The 16,004-nt window shown below is 66.6% G+C and carries 13 protein-coding genes; 2 read left to right on the top strand and 11 right to left on the bottom strand.

Annotated elements, in window-relative coordinates; genetic code table 11:
* Positions 1-45 precede the first annotated feature (45 nt).
* The 3 genes from Q0632_RS18400 to Q0632_RS18390 are packed head-to-tail and all read right to left on the bottom strand — an operon-like array spanning position 46 to position 4,350.
* Positions 46-1,101, bottom strand: a complete 1,056-nt coding sequence (locus Q0632_RS18400; RefSeq protein WP_298932928.1) for an ABC transporter ATP-binding protein — start codon at positions 1,099-1,101, stop codon at positions 46-48.
* A complete protein-coding gene (locus Q0632_RS18395; protein ID WP_298932926.1) occupies positions 1,098-3,314 on the bottom strand; it encodes an iron ABC transporter permease in 2,217 nt (738 codons plus the stop codon). Before Q0632_RS18395 ends, Q0632_RS18400 begins: the two co-directional genes overlap by 4 nt.
* 22 nt (positions 3,315-3,336) lie before the next feature.
* Positions 3,337-4,350, bottom strand: a complete 1,014-nt coding sequence (locus Q0632_RS18390; protein ID WP_298932924.1) for an ABC transporter substrate-binding protein — start codon at positions 4,348-4,350, stop codon at positions 3,337-3,339.
* Positions 4,351-4,522: 172 nt separating this feature from the next.
* Here Q0632_RS18390 and zwf point away from each other — a divergent pair, with 172 nt between their 5' ends.
* Positions 4,523-5,977, top strand: coding sequence for a glucose-6-phosphate dehydrogenase (gene zwf, locus Q0632_RS18385; RefSeq protein ID WP_298932922.1), 1,455 nt, complete (start codon positions 4,523-4,525; stop codon positions 5,975-5,977).
* Positions 5,971-6,819 carry an SIS domain-containing protein gene (locus Q0632_RS18380; RefSeq protein ID WP_298932920.1) on the top strand — a complete coding sequence of 283 codons (849 nt, stop codon included), beginning with the start codon at positions 5,971-5,973 and terminating at the stop codon, positions 6,817-6,819. The genes zwf and Q0632_RS18380 overlap by 7 nt, the downstream gene beginning before the upstream one ends.
* Positions 6,820-6,823: 4 nt before the next feature.
* On the opposite strand, the gene Q0632_RS18375 is transcribed toward Q0632_RS18380, so the two are convergent.
* The 8 genes from Q0632_RS18375 to Q0632_RS18340 form a co-directional block, all read right to left on the bottom strand.
* Positions 6,824-7,831: an ABC transporter ATP-binding protein gene (locus Q0632_RS18375; protein ID WP_298932917.1), complete on the bottom strand. Its 1,008-nt coding sequence runs from the start codon at positions 7,829-7,831 to the stop codon at positions 6,824-6,826.
* Positions 7,828-8,805, bottom strand: a complete 978-nt coding sequence (locus tag Q0632_RS18370) for an ABC transporter ATP-binding protein (protein WP_298932915.1) — start codon at positions 8,803-8,805, stop codon at positions 7,828-7,830. Before Q0632_RS18370 ends, Q0632_RS18375 begins: the two co-directional genes overlap by 4 nt.
* Positions 8,806-8,824: 19 nt before the next feature.
* Positions 8,825-9,760, bottom strand: a complete 936-nt coding sequence (locus Q0632_RS18365; protein WP_298932913.1) for an ABC transporter permease — start codon at positions 9,758-9,760, stop codon at positions 8,825-8,827.
* Complete coding sequence (locus Q0632_RS18360) at positions 9,760-11,340, bottom strand: ABC transporter substrate-binding protein (protein WP_298932911.1); 1,581 nt, start codon at positions 11,338-11,340, stop codon at positions 9,760-9,762. The genes Q0632_RS18365 and Q0632_RS18360 overlap by 1 nt, the downstream gene beginning before the upstream one ends.
* A 34-nt stretch (positions 11,341-11,374) precedes the next feature.
* Positions 11,375-12,586 carry a M20 aminoacylase family protein gene (locus tag Q0632_RS18355; RefSeq protein ID WP_298932909.1) on the bottom strand — a complete coding sequence of 404 codons (1,212 nt, stop codon included), beginning with the start codon at positions 12,584-12,586 and terminating at the stop codon, positions 11,375-11,377.
* The gene (locus Q0632_RS18350) at positions 12,586-13,566 is read right to left on the bottom strand and encodes an ABC transporter permease (protein ID WP_298932907.1); all 981 of its coding nucleotides are present in this window, start codon (positions 13,564-13,566) and stop codon (positions 12,586-12,588) included. The genes Q0632_RS18355 and Q0632_RS18350 overlap by 1 nt, the downstream gene beginning before the upstream one ends.
* A gap of 114 nt (positions 13,567-13,680) precedes the next feature.
* Positions 13,681-14,463 (bottom strand): DUF3047 domain-containing protein, encoded by a 783-nt coding sequence (locus Q0632_RS18345; RefSeq protein WP_298932905.1) that lies wholly within the window; start codon positions 14,461-14,463, stop codon positions 13,681-13,683.
* Between the two features lie 136 nt (positions 14,464-14,599).
* Positions 14,600-15,691 (bottom strand): porin, encoded by a 1,092-nt coding sequence (locus Q0632_RS18340; RefSeq protein ID WP_298932903.1) that lies wholly within the window; start codon positions 15,689-15,691, stop codon positions 14,600-14,602.
* Positions 15,692-16,004: the final 313 nt, after the last annotated feature.

Raw genomic sequence — 16,004 nt, 5'->3', positions numbered from 1 at the left:
GGCCGCATTATCCAGCGGCCGGCGCCCGGATGCGGCTTGTCGCGGTTACGAAACCTGCACCACCGAGACCCCATGGCCAGCCAGGCTGAGTCCAACGTCGGCGCCCACCGCCAGCGCGGCGCTGATGTCGGGCGAGACCACGAAGACCGGGCCCAGTTCGGTCTCGAAAACGTATTCGTAGTTGCTGCCCAGGTAGGCCGCCTTGGCCAGCCGGCCGGCGATGCCGGCGCCGGGCGGGCCGATCAGCCAGGCCTCGGGCCGCACCGCCACCTTCACCGCGCCTTGCGCCATGGCCTGGCGCGGCGTGATGCGCAGCGGCCCCAGGCTGACGGTGCCTGCCGCATCGGCGCGGGCGGCAAACAGCATGGCCTCGCCCATGAAACCGGCGACGAATTCGCTCTTGGGAAACTCGTACAGCTCCTGCGGCGTGCCGCGCTGGGCGATCGTGCCCTGGTCCATCACGATGATGTGGTCGCTCACGGCCAGGGCCTCGCTCTGGTCGTGCGTGACATAGGCCACCGTCAGGCCCAGGCGCTGCTGCAGCGAGCGGATCTCTTCGCGCATTTCGCGGCGCAGACGGGCATCGAGGTTGGACAGCGGCTCGTCGAACAGCAGCACGTCGGGCTCGAGCACCAGGGCGCGGGCCAGCGCCACGCGCTGCTGCTGTCCGCCGGACAGCTCGCTGGGCAGCCTGTCGTCATAGCCCACCAGGCCGACGTTGCGCAGGGCCTCGGTCGCCCGCGCTCGGGCCACGTCCCTGGCCACGCCGGACATCTTCAGGCCATACATCACGTTGTGCGCCACGTCCATGTGCGGGAACAGGGCGTAGCTCTGGAACATCATGCTGACGTTGCGCTGCGCCGGCCCCAGCGTGGTGACGTCCTTGCCGGCGATGAGGATCTGGCCCGCCGTCGGTGCCTCCAGCCCGGCGATCATGCGCAAGGTGGTGGTCTTGCCGCAGCCCGAGGGGCCCAGGATGGTGGTCAGCGAGCCGCTGGGCACACTGAAGCTGATGTCCCTGACGGCCAGCGGCGCGCCGGCCTGACTGCCATAGCGCTTGCTGACGTTGCGAAATTCGATGCCTGGGCCGGATGCGTTCATGGGGTCCCCTGGGTTGCCGCCCGCAGCGGCGCGACTGCGCGCTGGCGCCGCCCCAGCTTGCGCTCGCCGACCAGCAGCTGGATCAGCGCCGTGGCGCCGCTCATGAGCAGGATCAGCACGGTGCAGTAGGCCAGCGCGACGCCGTAGTCGCCGTTGCCGACGCGGCCGATGATGTAGGTGGTGGCCAGTTCGTTCTCGGCCGTGACCAGGAAGATCACGGCCGACACCGTGGTGATGGCGCGCACGAAGCTGTAGACCAGGGCCGCGACGATGGCCGGCTTGAGCAAGGGCAGCACCACGTGCCACAAGGTCTGCAGGCTGGAGGCGCGCAGCATCACCGAGGCCTCGTCGAGCGACTTGTCCAGCTGCTTGAAGGCCGCCGTGCCGGCCCGCACGCCCACCGGCAGATTGCGGAAGATGAAGCACAGCACGATGATCAGCGCCGTGCCGGTCAGCTCGAAGGGCGGCACGTTGAAGGCCAGGATGTAGCTCACGCCCAGCACCGTGCCGGGGATGGCGAAAGCCAGCAGGGCGGCAAACTCGAACAGGCCCTGGCCCTTGAACTCGGTGCGCGCCAGCAGCCAGGCGATGGCCAGACCCAGCGTCGCCGTCATCGGCGCGGACAGCGCGGCAAGTTTGACCGTGGTGAAGAAGGAGTTCCAGGCCGTGCCGGCCCAGACGATGCCGAACTGCCCCCACTCCAGCGCGAAAGCCGTCTTGAAGTGGTTCAGCGTGAAGCTGTAGTCGCGGCCCCAGGTCTGCACGAAGCCGCCAGCAAAGGCGAAGAGGTAGACCACCATGGTGAAGGCGATCCACGGCAAGGCCAGGCCGTTGACCAGGGCCTTGACCCGCGGCGGCAGCGGCAGCGGCACGCCGGCATCGCCCTTGCCGCTGACGGTGGTGAAGTTCTGCCGGCCCAGCACGGCGCGCTGGATGGCAAACACTGCCAGCGCGAACAGCGTCAGCACCCAGGCCAGCGAGGCGGCACGGCCCTGGTCGTACTGCGCGCCGACGATGGCAAAGAAGATCTCGGTGGACAGCACGGAGAACTGCCCGCCCACCACGATAGGGTTGCCGAAGTCGGCCATGCTCTCGATGAAGCCCACCAGGAAAGCATTGGCCAGGCCGGGCTTGAGCAGCGGCAGGGTCACCGTCATGAAGGTCTGCTGCGGGCTGGCGCGCAGGGTCTGCGAGGCCTCTTCCAGGCTGGGCGCCACGCCCTGCACCACGCCGCGCATGATCATGAAGGCGATGGGCGTGAAGGCGAAGGTCTGCGCCACCCAGACACCGAACCAGCCATAGAACCAGCGCGTGGGCTCGACGCCGAACCAGCTTTCCAGCAGCTGGTTGACCACGCCGGCGCGGCCGAACAGCAGGATCAGGCCCAGGCCGACGACGAAGGGCGGCGTGATGATGGGCAGCATGGCCAGGACGTTCAGCGGCCGGCGCAGGGCGCGGCCGCCGCGCTCGGCCATCAGCGCCATCAGCGTGCCCAGCAGCGTCGTGGTGCCGGCCGTCAGCAGGCCCAGGAACAGCGTGTTCCAGGCCACGCCGCAGCGCACACCGCCGGCCAGGCAGGACAGGCCGAAGTTGCGGTCATTGGCGACCCGCTCGGCGAACGCCGCCAGGGACGGCTGGCCATCCTCCGCCACAAAGGCGGCCGCCAGCGTCTTGGTCACCGGGAACACGATGAACAGCAGCAGCAAACTGCCGCAGGCCAGCACGGCCGCGGCCACGAACAGGTCGCCCTTGAAAAAGCCGCGCCGGGCGACACCAAATGCCGCCAGCACCAGCAGCGCCGTCAGCGCGGCGAAGGCGCCCCAGCCCATGCCTGGCTGGCGCGCGGCCAACTCGCCGAAGGCCGCTGTCAAGGACTCGAAGGCCCAGCCGCGTGCGCCGACCAGGAAGCCACTGGCCAGCAGGGCCAGCAGGCCCAGGCCACCGCCGGCGAGCAGCACCGTGCCCTGGCGCCGCCCGGGCACCATGGCAGCGCCGACCGCTGCGACAGCCAGGCCCAGCAGGCCCAGCCACAGCCAGGGCCGGCCGAAGGCGGCCGCCTGCAACAGGCCGTTGCCGGCCTGTTCCGTCGAGAACACCTGGAGGACCTGGGTCAGGCCGTTGGCATCCTGGATCGCATACCAGGGCAAGGCCAGATAGGCCAGCAGGCCGGCAAGGGCCCACAGGGCCGGGGCCCGGTTCGCAGCAGCCATCATGTCGTGCGCCGCAGCCGCGTGTTCAGCGCGACTGGTTGAGCACTTCCTTTTCCCACTTGGCGATCAGGCGGCGGCGCTCGGTGCTGGCGCCGTACTTGGCGTAGTCGTAGTCGATCAGCTTCATCTTGGCCGGGTTGCTCATGCGCGGGTCGACCGGCACCTTGGAGTTGCTGGGCAGCTGGAACTGCTTGGCCGCCAGACCGAACTGCTGGCCGCCGGGCGTCAGCGCCCATTCGTAGAACTTCTTGGCCGACTCGGTGTTGGGACCGTTCTTGACGATGCTCATGGAACCGACTTCGGCGCCCGTGCCCTCGGCCGGCGTCACCGAGGCCACCGGAAAGCCCTGCACGGCCTCGGTGGTGACGTCGTGCACGAAGCTGATGGACACGCCGGTCTCGCCGCGCGCGGCGGCCTTGGCCGGCGCCACGCCCGAGCGGGTGTAGGTGCTGACGTTCTTGTGCAGCGCACGCAGGTAGTCGAAGGCCTTGTCCTCGCCCATCAGCTGCACCAGGGTGGCGATGACGGTGTAGGACGTCCCGCTGGAGGCGGCGTTGGCCATCTGCACCTCGCCCTTGAACTCGGGCTTGAGCAGGTCGGCCCAGGACTTGGGCGGCGCGACCTTCTTCTTGGCCAGCAGCTCGGTGTTGTAGCCGAAGCCCAGCGGGCCCAGGTAGACGCCCACGGTGCGGTACTTGGAATCGACCGCCTGCTTTTGCGCCCAGGGATAGAGCTGGGCCAGCTGGGCCGACTTGTACTCCAGCGTCAGGCCCTGCTCGGCGGCCTGCAGGTGCGGATCGCCCGTGCCGCCGAACCAGATGTCGGTCTTGGGGTTGGCCTTCTCGGCGTTGAGCTGGGCCAGGGCCTCGCCCGAACCCTTGGCCGTCATGTTGACCTTGACGCCCGTGGTGCGGGCATAGACGGTGGACATCAGGTTGCACCACTCGGCCTGCACCGAGCAGATGACGTTGATCTGGCCCTGGGCCGCGGCGCCCAGGGAAGCGCTCGCCAGCAGGGCTGCAATGGACAGTTTTTTCATGTGGGTCGTGGGTAACTTGATTACCTGCCGAGCATAGGCAGCGCCAGGGTGCAATGGAACGGGGAAAACACCAGCCGAACACTGATCGGAGGTGCGTCAAGCTGTCTTGTTCCTGTCAATCAGAAGGGCATGAAACTAAGTTACAGTCACAAAAAACCAAAGCACTCCTGCCATGAGCTTCGACCTTGTCCTTTTCGGCGGCACCGGCGACCTGGCCTGGCGCAAACTGATGCCCGCGCTGTTCCAGGCCTTCCGCCACGGCACTCTGCCCTCCGGCGGCCGCATCATCGGCGTGGCGCGCGACGCGCTCAACGACGCCCAGTACCGCGCCCTGATCCACGACCGCTTCGACCAGGTCGAACTGGCCAAACGGCCCAGCGAGGAAGAGTTCGCGCGCTTTGCCGCCCTGCTGCACTTCGTCCAGATGGACCTGTCCAAGCCGCAGGATTACGCGCGACTGGCGGCCAACTTGCGCGAGCGCAATGCCGACACGGTGGTGATGTACCTGGCGACCGCGCCTTCGCTGTTCACCCAGGCCTGCGAGCAGCTGGCCGCCGCCGGCCTGAACAGCCCGACGACCCGCATCGTGCTGGAAAAGCCCCTGGGCCACGACCTGGCCTCCAACCGGCTGATCAACGAGGCTGTGCGGCGCGCCTTCAGCGAGCGCCAGATCTTCCGCATCGACCACTACCTGGGCAAGCCCTCGGTGCAGAACCTGTTCGCCCTGCGCTTTGGCAACGCGCTGTTCGAGCCGCTGTGGCGGCGCGAGACCATCGCCAACATCCAGATCACCATCGCCGAGGACCTGGGCGTGGAAAAGCGCGGCGCCTTCTACGACCAGACCGGCACGCTGCGCGACATGGTGCAAAACCACGCCCTGCAGCTGCTGTGCGCCATCGGCATGGAGCCGCCGATCAATGCCCATGCCGACGCCATCCGCGACGAGAAGCTCAAGGTGCTGCGCTCGCTCAAGCCCTGGACGGCGCAGACGCTGTCGCAACATGTGGTGCGCGGCCAGTACGCGGCGGGCACGTCCGGCGGCGAGGCCGTGCCAGGCTACCGGCAGGAGCCGGGCGTGAACCCCGCCAGCACGACCGAGACCTTCGTCGCCCTGCGCACCGAGATCGCCAACTGGCGCTGGGCCGGCGTGCCCTTCTACCTGCGCACCGGCAAGCGGCTGGCCGAGCGCGATGCCCACATCGTCATCAACTTCCGGCCGGCGCCCCATGCCATCTTCAAGTCGCCGCCGGGCGCGACCAACCAGTTGGTGATCAACCTGCAGCCCAAGGACGGCCTGGAGCTGCACCTGCTGGCCGAGGGCCAGGAGAACCGCCGCGCCATCCAGTCGCTGGCGCCGGTGCAGCTGGACCTGGACTTCGACAAGCGCTTTGGCTCGGAGCGGGTCGGCGCCTACGAGCGCCTGCTGCTGGACGTGATCGACGGCCGGCTGAACCTGTTCGTGCGCAGCGACGAGCAGGAAGAAGCCTGGCGCTGGGTCGAGCCCATCCTGGAGCACTGGCGCACCGACAGCAGCAGCCTGCGCCCGTACAACGCCGGCACCTGGGGGCCCAGCGCGTCCAGCGCCATGATCGCCCGGGACGGCTACTGTTGGTCTGAAGAATGTTAGACAGGATCAAAGCTTCGCTGTCCTCGCTGGCGCCGGCGGAGCAGCGCGTGGGCCGCGTCGTGCTGGAAGACCCGCGCGCCTTCGCCAACCTGCCGGTGACCGAGCTGGCGGAGCGGGCCCACGTCAGCAAGCCCACGGTCGTGCGCTTTTGCCGCAGCATGGGCTATGACGGCCTGTCGGACTTCAAGCTCAAGCTGGCCGGCAGCGTCAGCGAAGGCGTTCCCTTCATCCACCGCAGTGTCGACGTGGACGACAAGACCGGCGACGTGCTGGTCAAGGTGATCGACAACACGGTGGCGGCCTTTCTCAAGTACCGCAACGACGCCTCCGCTTTCGCCATCGAGAAGGCGGTCGAGGCCCTGGCCGGCACCTACAAAACGGGCCGTCGCATCGAGTTCTACGGCGCAGGCAACTCCGGCATCGTGGCGCAGGACGCGCAGCACAAGTTCTTCCGCCTGGGCGTCAACACCATCGCGTACAGCGACGGCCACATGCAGGTGATGAGCGCCTCCATGCTGGGCCCGGGTGACTGCCTGGTGGTGATCTCCAACTCGGGCCGCACGCGCGACCTGATGGATGCCTGCGACATCGCCCGCAAGAACGGGGCGACCACCATCGTCATTACCGCGACGGCCTCGCCGCTGGCCTCGGCCGGCCACATCCACCTGGCGGCCGACCACCCGGAAGGCTACGACCGCTACAGCCCCATGGTCTCGCGCCTGCTGCACCTGATGATCATCGACGTGCTGGCCACCACCGTGGCGCTGCGCATCGGCGGCGGCCGCCTGCAGCCGCTGCTGCGCGAGATGAAGAACAATTTGCGCAACAAGCGCTACGCCTGAAAACCTAGATCCGGCCCTCTTCCACCGCGTGGCAGGCGATCCTGGCGCCGGCGATGGTCAGCAGCGCCGGCCGCTCGGCCTTGCAGCGCGCATTGGCGTGCGGGCAGCGCGGATGGAAGGTGCATCCCGTGGGCGGGTTCAGCGGGTTGGGCACCTCGCCCTGCACCGGCGTGCGCGAGCGGCCGGTGTCGTGCATCTTCGGGATCGCGTCCAGCAGCATGCGCGTGTAGGGATGGCGCGGATTGCCGAACAGCTGGTGCTTGCCAGCCAGTTCCACCAGGCGGCCCAGGTACATCACGCCGACCTGGTCGCTCACGTGGCGCACCACCGCCAGGTTGTGCGAGATGAACAGGTAGGTCAGGCCGCGCTCGCGCTGCAGGTCCTTCATGATGTTCAGGACCTGGGCCTGCACGCTCACGTCCAGCGCCGAGGTCGGCTCGTCGCAGACCAGGAACTCCGGCTGCGTGGCCAGTGCGCGGGCAATCGAGATGCGCTGGCGCTGGCCGCCGGAGAACTGGTGCGGGAACTTGACCATGTCCAGCGGCGACAGGCCGACCGACTTGAGCAGGTCGGCAACGCGCTCTTTGAGTTCGGGCTTGGCGGTCACGATGCCGTGCTCCAGCAGCGGCTCGCCCACGATGTCTTCCACCGTCCAGCGCGGGTTCAGGCTGGCATAGGGGTCCTGGAAGATCATCTGCACGCGCCGGCGCAAGGCCCGGCCCTGCGGCGAGCGGTAGGCCTGGTGGGCATCCTGGCCATCGAAACGGAAGCGCCCCTCGTTGGGCTCGTACAGGCCGACCAGCAGCTTGGCCACCGTGCTCTTGCCGCAGCCGGACTCGCCCACCAGGGCCAGGGTCTGGCCCTTCTGGATCTCGAAACTCACGCCGTCCACCGCGTGCAGCAGCTGTCGCTGCTTGCCTTCGAGCACCCGGTTCAACCAGGGCGCCGACACGTCGAAGGTCTTGGCCAGGTCCTGGGCTTGCACCAGGGGGACCGTGCTGGACTCGCTCATGCCTGCGCTCCTGCGTGGGCGTCGTGCAGCCAGCAGGCCGCGCTGGTGGCGCCGGCGGTCAGCAGCTCAGGGCGCTCCCGGGTGCAGCGGTCGAAAGTCCGCGGGCAGCGCGGGTTGTAGGCGCAGCCCGCCGGGATGGCGTTCAAGCGGGGCATGGCGCCATCGATCTGGTGCAGGCGTTCACGGTCCACGCTGATGTCGGGAATGGCCGCCATCAATCCCAGGGTGTAGGGATGGGCCGGCTGGTTGATGACTTCGTGCACCGGGCCGATCTCGGCCACGCGGCCGGCGTACAGCACGGCAACGCGGTCGCAGGTTTCGGCGATCACGCCCATGTCGTGCGTGATCAGCATGACGGCGGCGCCGCGGTCCTTGCAGATCTTCTTGAGCAGCTGGATGATCTGCGCCTGGATGGAGACGTCCAGCGCCGTGGTCGGCTCATCGGCGACGATCAGCTTGGGCTCGGCCGCCAGCGCCAGGGCGATCACCACGCGCTGGCGCATGCCGCCGGAGAACTGGTGTGGAAAATGGTCGACGCGCTCGGCCGCCGCCGGAATGCCGGTGTCCTCCAGCAGGCCGATGGCGCGCCGTCTTGCCTCTGCATTGCTCACCGGCAGGTGGGCCTGGATAGTTTCGACCAGTTGGCGGCCCACGCTGTACAAGGGGTTCAGCGAAGTCAGCGGGTCCTGGAAGATGGCGCCGATCTTGCGGCCGCGGATGTGGCGCATCTGCTCGTAAGGCAGGTTGTCGATGCGTTGGCCTTCCAGCAGGATCTGGCCGGAGGCGATGCGCCCCGGCGGCTCCAGCAGGCCGATGATGGAAGCGCCGGTCAGCGACTTGCCGGCGCCGGACTCGCCGACCACGCCCAGGATCTCCCCCGGGGCGATCTCGAAGGAAATGCCGTCGAGTGCCCGCAGCGTGCCGTGGCGGCCGGGGAATTCAACGACGAGGCGGTCAACCTGGAGGAGGCTCATGGAATGGTGATCGTCGGGGTCAGCGCAGGCGGGGGTTCATCGCATCGCGCAGCCAGTCGCCCAGCAGGTTGATGGACAGGGCGATGGCCACCAGCATCAGGCCGGGGAACACCGTGATCCACCAGTTGCCGGAGAACAGGAACTTGTTGCCGACCTGGATCAGGGTGCCCAGGGACGGTGAGTTGGGCGGCACGCCCACACCCAGAAAAGACAAGGTGGCCTCGGTGATGATGGCGGTGGCCACCTGGATGGTGGCCAGCACCATCACCGGGCCCAGGATATTGGGCAGCACGTGCTTGACGACGATGCGGTGCGGCCGCACGCCGGTGACGCGGGCCGCCTGCACGTACTCCTTGTTGCGCTCGACCATCACGCTGCCGCGCACGGTGCGCGCGTACTGCACCCATCCGCTACCGCCGGTCAGGGTGATGGACAGGACCAGCACGCCGAACACCAGGATGTCCTGCGCGTTGGGGAACAAGGCGCGCGAGACGCCCATGATCAGCAGCGCGACCAGGATGGGCGGGAAGGACAGCATCACGTCGCAGACGCGCATGATCACGGTGTCGATCCTGCCGCCGGCGAAACCGGCCAGCAGCCCCAGGCTCACACCCATGGCCACCGACAGCATGACCGCGGCGATCCCCACGAACAGCGAGATGCGCGCACCGAACATCACCGCCGACAGGATGTCGCGGCCCTGGTCGTCGGTGCCCAGCAGGTAACGGCTCCTGCCCTCCGGCAGCCAGGCCGGCGGCAGGAAGGCGTCCATCAGTTCCAGCGAGGCCAGATTGAACGGATTGTGCGGCGCCACCAGGTTGGCGAACACCGCGCAAAACAGGCAGACGAAGGCCACGATGGCCGCGGCCACCGCGACCGGGGAGGTGCGGAAGCTGTAACCGACGTCGCTGTGCCAGGCCCGGCCGAACCAGCCCCCCATTGCTGCGCTGCTCATCACTTGACGGTGGCGTATCTCCACATCATGCCGTTGTCAGGCCATTGCACCAGGTCGACGTTCTTCTTGACGCCCCAGTTCAGGGTCTGGGCGTGCAGCGGGATGTGGCCGATGTCGTCCTGGTGGGTCTTGATCGCCTCGTGGATCATTTCATTGCGCTTCTTCACGTCGGTTTCCGAAGCGATCTTGGCCGTCAGCTCATCGACCTTGGGGTTGCTGTAAGCGCCCAGATTGAACTGGCCGCGGCCGCCTTCACCCGGCGAGGACAGGATGGCGTACAGCACGTTGTGCGCGTCCACCGTGGAGGAGGTCCAGCCCAGCATGTAGAAGCCGGTGTCGCGGCGCAGGATCTTGGGGAAGTAGGTGCCCTTGGTCTCGACTTCCAGCTTGATCTTGATGTTGGCGCGGGCCAGGTTGGCGGCCACGGCCTGGCAGATCGCGCCGTCGTTGACGTAGCGGTCGTTCGGGCAGTTCATGGTCACCTCGAAGCCATTGGGGTAGCCAGCTTCGGCCAGCAGCTTCTTGGCGCCTTCCACGTCGTAGGGCAGGCGCTTGTTCAGGTCGGGCGCATAACCGTTGACCTGCTCGGGGAACATCTGGGCGATCGGCACCGAGGCACCGCGCATGACGGTGCGCTTGATGCCCTCGACGTCGATGGACTGGTAGAAGGCCTGGCGGACGCGCTTGTCCTTGAAGGGGTTCTTGCCCTTGATGTTGGAGAACAGCAGCTCGTCGCGCTTCTGGTCCATGCCCAGGAAGATCACGCGCAGCTCGGGGCCTTGCATGACCTTGAGGTTGGACGCGCCCTTGATGCGCTCCACGTCCTGCACGGGCACCGGCTCCATGGCGTCGATCTCGCCCGAGATCAGGGCGGCCACGCGGGTGGCGTCGTTGCCAATCACATTGAAGATGACCTCGTCGACGTTGCCTTCGATCTTGCCCCAGTAGTTGCCATTGCGCACGAAGGTCGTGCGCACATTGGGCTGACGCTCACGCAGGCGGAACGGGCCCGTGCCGTTGGCGCGGAACGATGCCGCGTTCTCGATGCCCTTGCGACGGTCCACCGGCTTGGTGGCCTGGTTGGTCTCGCACCACTTCTTGCTCATGATGTTGAAGTGCGTGAACAGCTCCGGCAGGATGGGGAAGGGCGAGGTCGTGACGATGTCGATCTGGTGGTCGTTGATCTTCTTGATTTCCTTGATCGGGCCGACGTAGGTCTTCATGTCCGAGCCGTCGCTCTTGGCGCGCTCGTAGCTGAAGATCACGTCGTCGGCGGTGAAGGGGGTGCCGTCATGGAATTGCACGCCCTTGCGCAGCTCGAAGCGCCAGACAGTGGGCGAGGTGGCCTTCCAGCTGGCGGCCAGGGCCGGCGCCAGCTTGTAGTCGCGGTTGCGCACGACCAGAGGTTCGTAGACGTTCTCGGTAACGCTCAGCTGCAGCGACTCGTTGAGCGAATGCGGGTCCATGGACAGGGCGTCGCCCTGGTTGCCCACCCTCAGGGTGGCCGCGTGGCCGGCGAAGCTGGCGGCGCCCAGCGCCACCGCAGCAGCGGCGGTCAGCAGGTTCGATTTGAATTTCATCAGGATCTCCTCGAGTGGAACGGACACATAAAAATCAGTCGGCCAATGGCATGGCCTGCTCCGCCAGGCCGGCGTGCAGCGCCGAACCCAGTGGCAGGATGTCATCGTTGAAATCGTAGCGGCTGTTGTGCAGGAAACAGCTGCCCTCGCCCCCCTGGCCGATGCGCAGGTAGGCGCCCGGTTTGGTTTGCAGCATAAAGGAAAAATCTTCAGCGCCCATGCTCGGCTCCATGTCGCGCACCACATTGCCCTCGCCCACCAGGGCCTGCGCAACGTCGCCGGCGAACAGGGCCTCGGCGGGCGTGTTGATGGTGGCCGGATAGATGCGCTCGAACTGCACGCTGGCGGTGGCGCCGAAGCCCAGGGCGACGGCGCTGCACAACTCCTGCAGGCGCCTTTCCACCAGAGCCTGCACCTCGGAACTGAAGGTGCGCACCGTGCCGACGATGGTGGCGCTGCCGGGGACGACGCTCATCGCGTGCAGGTCGCCGGCCTGGACGGCGCACAGGCTGACCACGGCGTTGTCGATGGGCCTGACATTGCGCGAGACGATGCTTTGCGCCGCCGTGATGATGTGGGCCGCCACCAGCACCGGGTCGACCGTGAGGTAGGCGTGGGCGCCATGGCCGCCGCGGCCGGTGATCTCTATCCTCACCCGGTCGGCGGCCGCCATCATGGGGCCGGGGTTGATGCCGATGGTGCCAGGCTTCATCGCCGGCCAGTTGTGCATGGCATACACCGACTGCACAGGGAAGCGCTCGAAAAGACCGTCTTCCACCATGGCCTTGGCGCCGGCGAAGCCTTCCTCGCCAGGCTGGAAAATCAGCACCGCCGTGCCGTCGAAGTTGCGCGTCTCTGCCAGATAGCGCGCGGCGCCCACCAGCATGGCGGTGTGGCCGTCGTGGCCGCAGCCGTGCATCATGCCGGCGGTGACCGACTTCCAGGGGAAGTCGTTGTGCTCGGTCATGGTCAGCGCGTCCATGTCGGCGCGCAGGCCGATCATCTTGCCGCTGGCCGAGCGCTTGCCCTTGACCAAGGCGACCACGCCGGTCTTGCCGATGCCCGTATGGACCTCGTCGACGCCGCACAGCCTGAGCGCCTCGACGACGCGGGCTGAGGTGTAGACCTCCTCGAAGCCCAGCTCGGGATGGGCGTGCAGGTCGCGCCGTAGCGCGGTGAGCTCGGGATGGAAGGCTGCGATGTGGGCGAACGCGCGGCCGCCCGCCTTCAGGCGTGGAGCAAGCATCAATGTCCCCTGGCGCCGCCGGTACGCAGGCGAGGATCGACGGCGAAGTACAGCATGTCGACCAGCAGGTTGATGACGACGAAGATCAGCGCGATCAGGCACAGGTAGGCGGCCATCACCGGGATGTCGGCGAAGGTCACGGCCTGGATGAACAGCAGGCCCATGCCGGGCCACTGGAACACAGTCTCGGTGATGATGGAAAAGGCGATCAGTGTGCCCAGTTGCAGGCCAATGACCGTGATGACCGGCACCAGGGTGTTCTTCAGCGCGTGGCCGAAATGGATGGCGCGGTTGGGCAGGCCCCTGGCGCGTGCGAACTTGATGTAGTCGGTGCGCAGCACCTCCAGCATCTCGGCGCGCACCAGGCGCAGGATCAGGGTGAGCTGGAACACCGCCAGCGTGATCGCTGGCAGCACGATGTGGTGCCAGCCGTCGCGCGTGAGCAGGCCGCTGCTCCACCAGCCGAGCTTGACGACATCGCCGCGGCCGAAACTGGGAAACCAGCCGAGCACCACGGCGAACACCAGGATCAGCAAAATGCCGACCAGGAAGGGCGGCAGGGACACGCCCAGCAGCGAGACCGTCATGAACATCTGGCTGCCGATGCTGCCGCGGCGCAGCGCCGTGTACACGCCCATGGGGATGCCGATGCCCACGGCCAGCACGCCGGCCACCACGGCCAGCTCGAAGGTGGCGGGGAAGCGCTCACCCAGCAGGCGCGAGACTTTGGCGCCCTGGCGCAGGCTCAGGCCGAATTCGCCCTGGGCGGCGTTCACCAGGAAGTGCCAGAACTGCACGAAGAAGGGCTGGTCCAGCCCAAGGTCGCGGCGCAACTGCGCGATCTGATCGGGCCGGGCGTCCTGGCCCAGCAGGAAGACCACCGGATCACCGACGTACTGAAACAGCAGGAAAGCAATGAACGCGACCACGACCATCACGATGATGGCCTGGACCAGACGGCGCAGGATGAAGACAAGCATGCAGTTGGGAAAAGAGCGAGGCGATGCTAGCAGAGCAAGTGTCGTGCCGACACAGGGCTTTCCTTGAGGCTTAAAGCAAATGCGTCAGCCAGGCCTTCAGCAGCGGGCACCGGACTAGCGTTTGCCAAGCACCACCGGCGCCAGTTGCACCGGCCCATACCAGGCCCTGGTGGTGGAACGCGTGTTGTCGCTGTCGGTCATGATGGCGATGCCCACCAGGGCGCCGGGCGCCTCGCCGAAAGCGCGCTGGAAATCGGCGCGGATGTCGCGCTCGTAGTCCAGCCACTGGTCCAGTTTCTTCGACCCTGACTCGACGACCAGCTTGCGGATGCGATCGGTGCGCGGGCTGGGCACCACCGTGCCCGCCGGCCGCTTGTTGGACCAGACGTACATCAGGGTGGCGTACGGCATCTCTTCGCCGGTGAGGGCGAGCGCCAGTTCGGACAGCATGGCGTCCTTGGCGGAAAAGCTGGAGCGGCTGCCCTCGAAGGCCAGCACGATGCGCACGGGCGAGTCGTCGGCATCGCGCAGCGCGCCGTCGGCCTGGGCAATGAGTTCGGGCACCTTCCACGAGAAGCGCACCTTGCCAAGGTCGGCCGGCTCGATGCGCACGGCATTGCGCAGCATGCTGGCGGACGACTGGGCCATGGCGGCGATACAGTGGCGGCCATCCTTGCGCGCGTAGCTGAATTCGGTGGGGGTTTTGCCGGGCAACCTGTAGTGCTGCCATTGGCCGGCAGCCGGGCCGGCCCGCTCCTCCATGCCCGCATGCACCGACTGCGTGGCCCAGGGACTGCGTCCGACGTCCGACTGAGGCTCAGCCACAGGCAGAGCCGAGCAGCCGCACAGCAGCATGGAAGCGACGGCCAGCAAGGCGCAGCGCCAAACGAAGCTCATGAAGGTCCCAACGTGTGTCTCTTGTTGAATTTCATGGAAGCCTACTACAGCTGCAGCGGGCTTTCATGAAAAAAGCCGCCCGAAGGCGGCTTTTCAAGTTTCTTCATTTTCAGCTGGCACAGGTCCAGCCGTTGAATCAGAAGCTGTGGCGAATGCCGAAGTCGTAGCCGGTGGACGAAGCGTTGACCGCGCCGACAGCACCGTTCAGGGCTTGCGAAGCGCCGCCGTCGTTGCTCAGGTGAGCGAACGTGGCGTACAGAGCCGTGCGCTTCGACAGGTTGTGCACGTAGCCGATGGCGTACTTCGTGACTTCCGGATTGGTCGTCGCCACACCCAGGCGAGCGTCGGTCTCGTAGGCCGAGTACGACAGGCGGATTTCGCCAGCGCCGACCGGGATCAGGCCGCCGATGAGCCAGCCCTTGCCGTCGAGGTTCAGAGCCGTGCCACCGCTCAGTTCGTTGGATGCGTACTGACCGATCAGCTTGGCAACACCGAAGTCCCACTGGCCGCCGATGTTCCACGTCTCGAAGTCGCCAGCAGCGAAGTTCGTCTTGGCGTAGGCAATGGCAACGTTGAAGGGACCAGCAGCGTAACCGCCACGGAGACCAAAGCCGGAGCCGTCGTCTTCGGTCGGGCCGCCCTGGATGTTTTCACCCATGTAGTACTGTGCCTGGCCGTAGAAGCCGCCCAGGTTGCCCGGCAGGAAGTAGCCGATGCTGTTCGAAGCACGAACGGTGACCGGGTCGCCAGTCTGTTGCGTGTTGTTCAGGGTGGCGGAAGTGCCAACGCCATTCGTGCCGAACGGATCGAACACGGTCAGGTTCCAGAATTGCGGGGTGTAGTCACGACCCAGGCGCAGTTCGCCCCAGCCGCCGGCCAGGCTGACGGTGGAACGGCGATTGAAGGTCAGACCTTGACGGCCAGCAACAGCAGCACCGGCACCGGTGGGCTGGTTGTTGGCGTTGGTGGCGGCGCCTTGGCCGTCATCGTTGTTCAGGCCGGCTTCCAGCCAGAAGGAGGCGGACAGGCCACCACCCAGGTCTTCCGTGCCACGGAAGCCCAGACGCGAGCTGTTGTAGCCGGAATTGGTCAGCTGGGTCTTGTCGCCGCCGTCGCCCTTGCCGAAGGCCAGGGTCGCGTCAACAACGCCGAACAGCGTAACGGAAGATTGGGCAGAAGCCGCGCCGGCAGCAGCCAGAACAGCCAGAGCAATCAGGGACTTTTTCATGCAAGTTTCTCCAAGGTTAAACATAGGGCTCCGGTGCGAAGGGGTCACGAAAATGCAGGCACTTTTGCGCTCCCGCCGGTTCCCCGGGCCAACCTCCTTTTGGGAAGTTGTCGTTATTGCACCAGAGCGGCCTTTGTTTCGCAAAGTATTTAACCGGGAAGCGCGGCTTTCGTTGCACCCTGGCAACATCTGCAAACAGCTGAGTGGATGCCGCGCAACACCCTGGACCTGCCTGGACAAATACCACAAAAGAGAACTTTTGTGCGTCAGCCAGCACCCCTTTACGCAAGCTTGTGCGAGCCCCTTAAACTTG

Source organism: uncultured Ramlibacter sp., assembly GCF_936925435.1.
Lineage (GTDB): Bacteria > Pseudomonadota > Gammaproteobacteria > Burkholderiales > Burkholderiaceae_C > Ramlibacter.
Note: the sequence above shows the minus strand (reverse complement) of the source record. Positions and strands in the feature narration are given on the sequence as shown.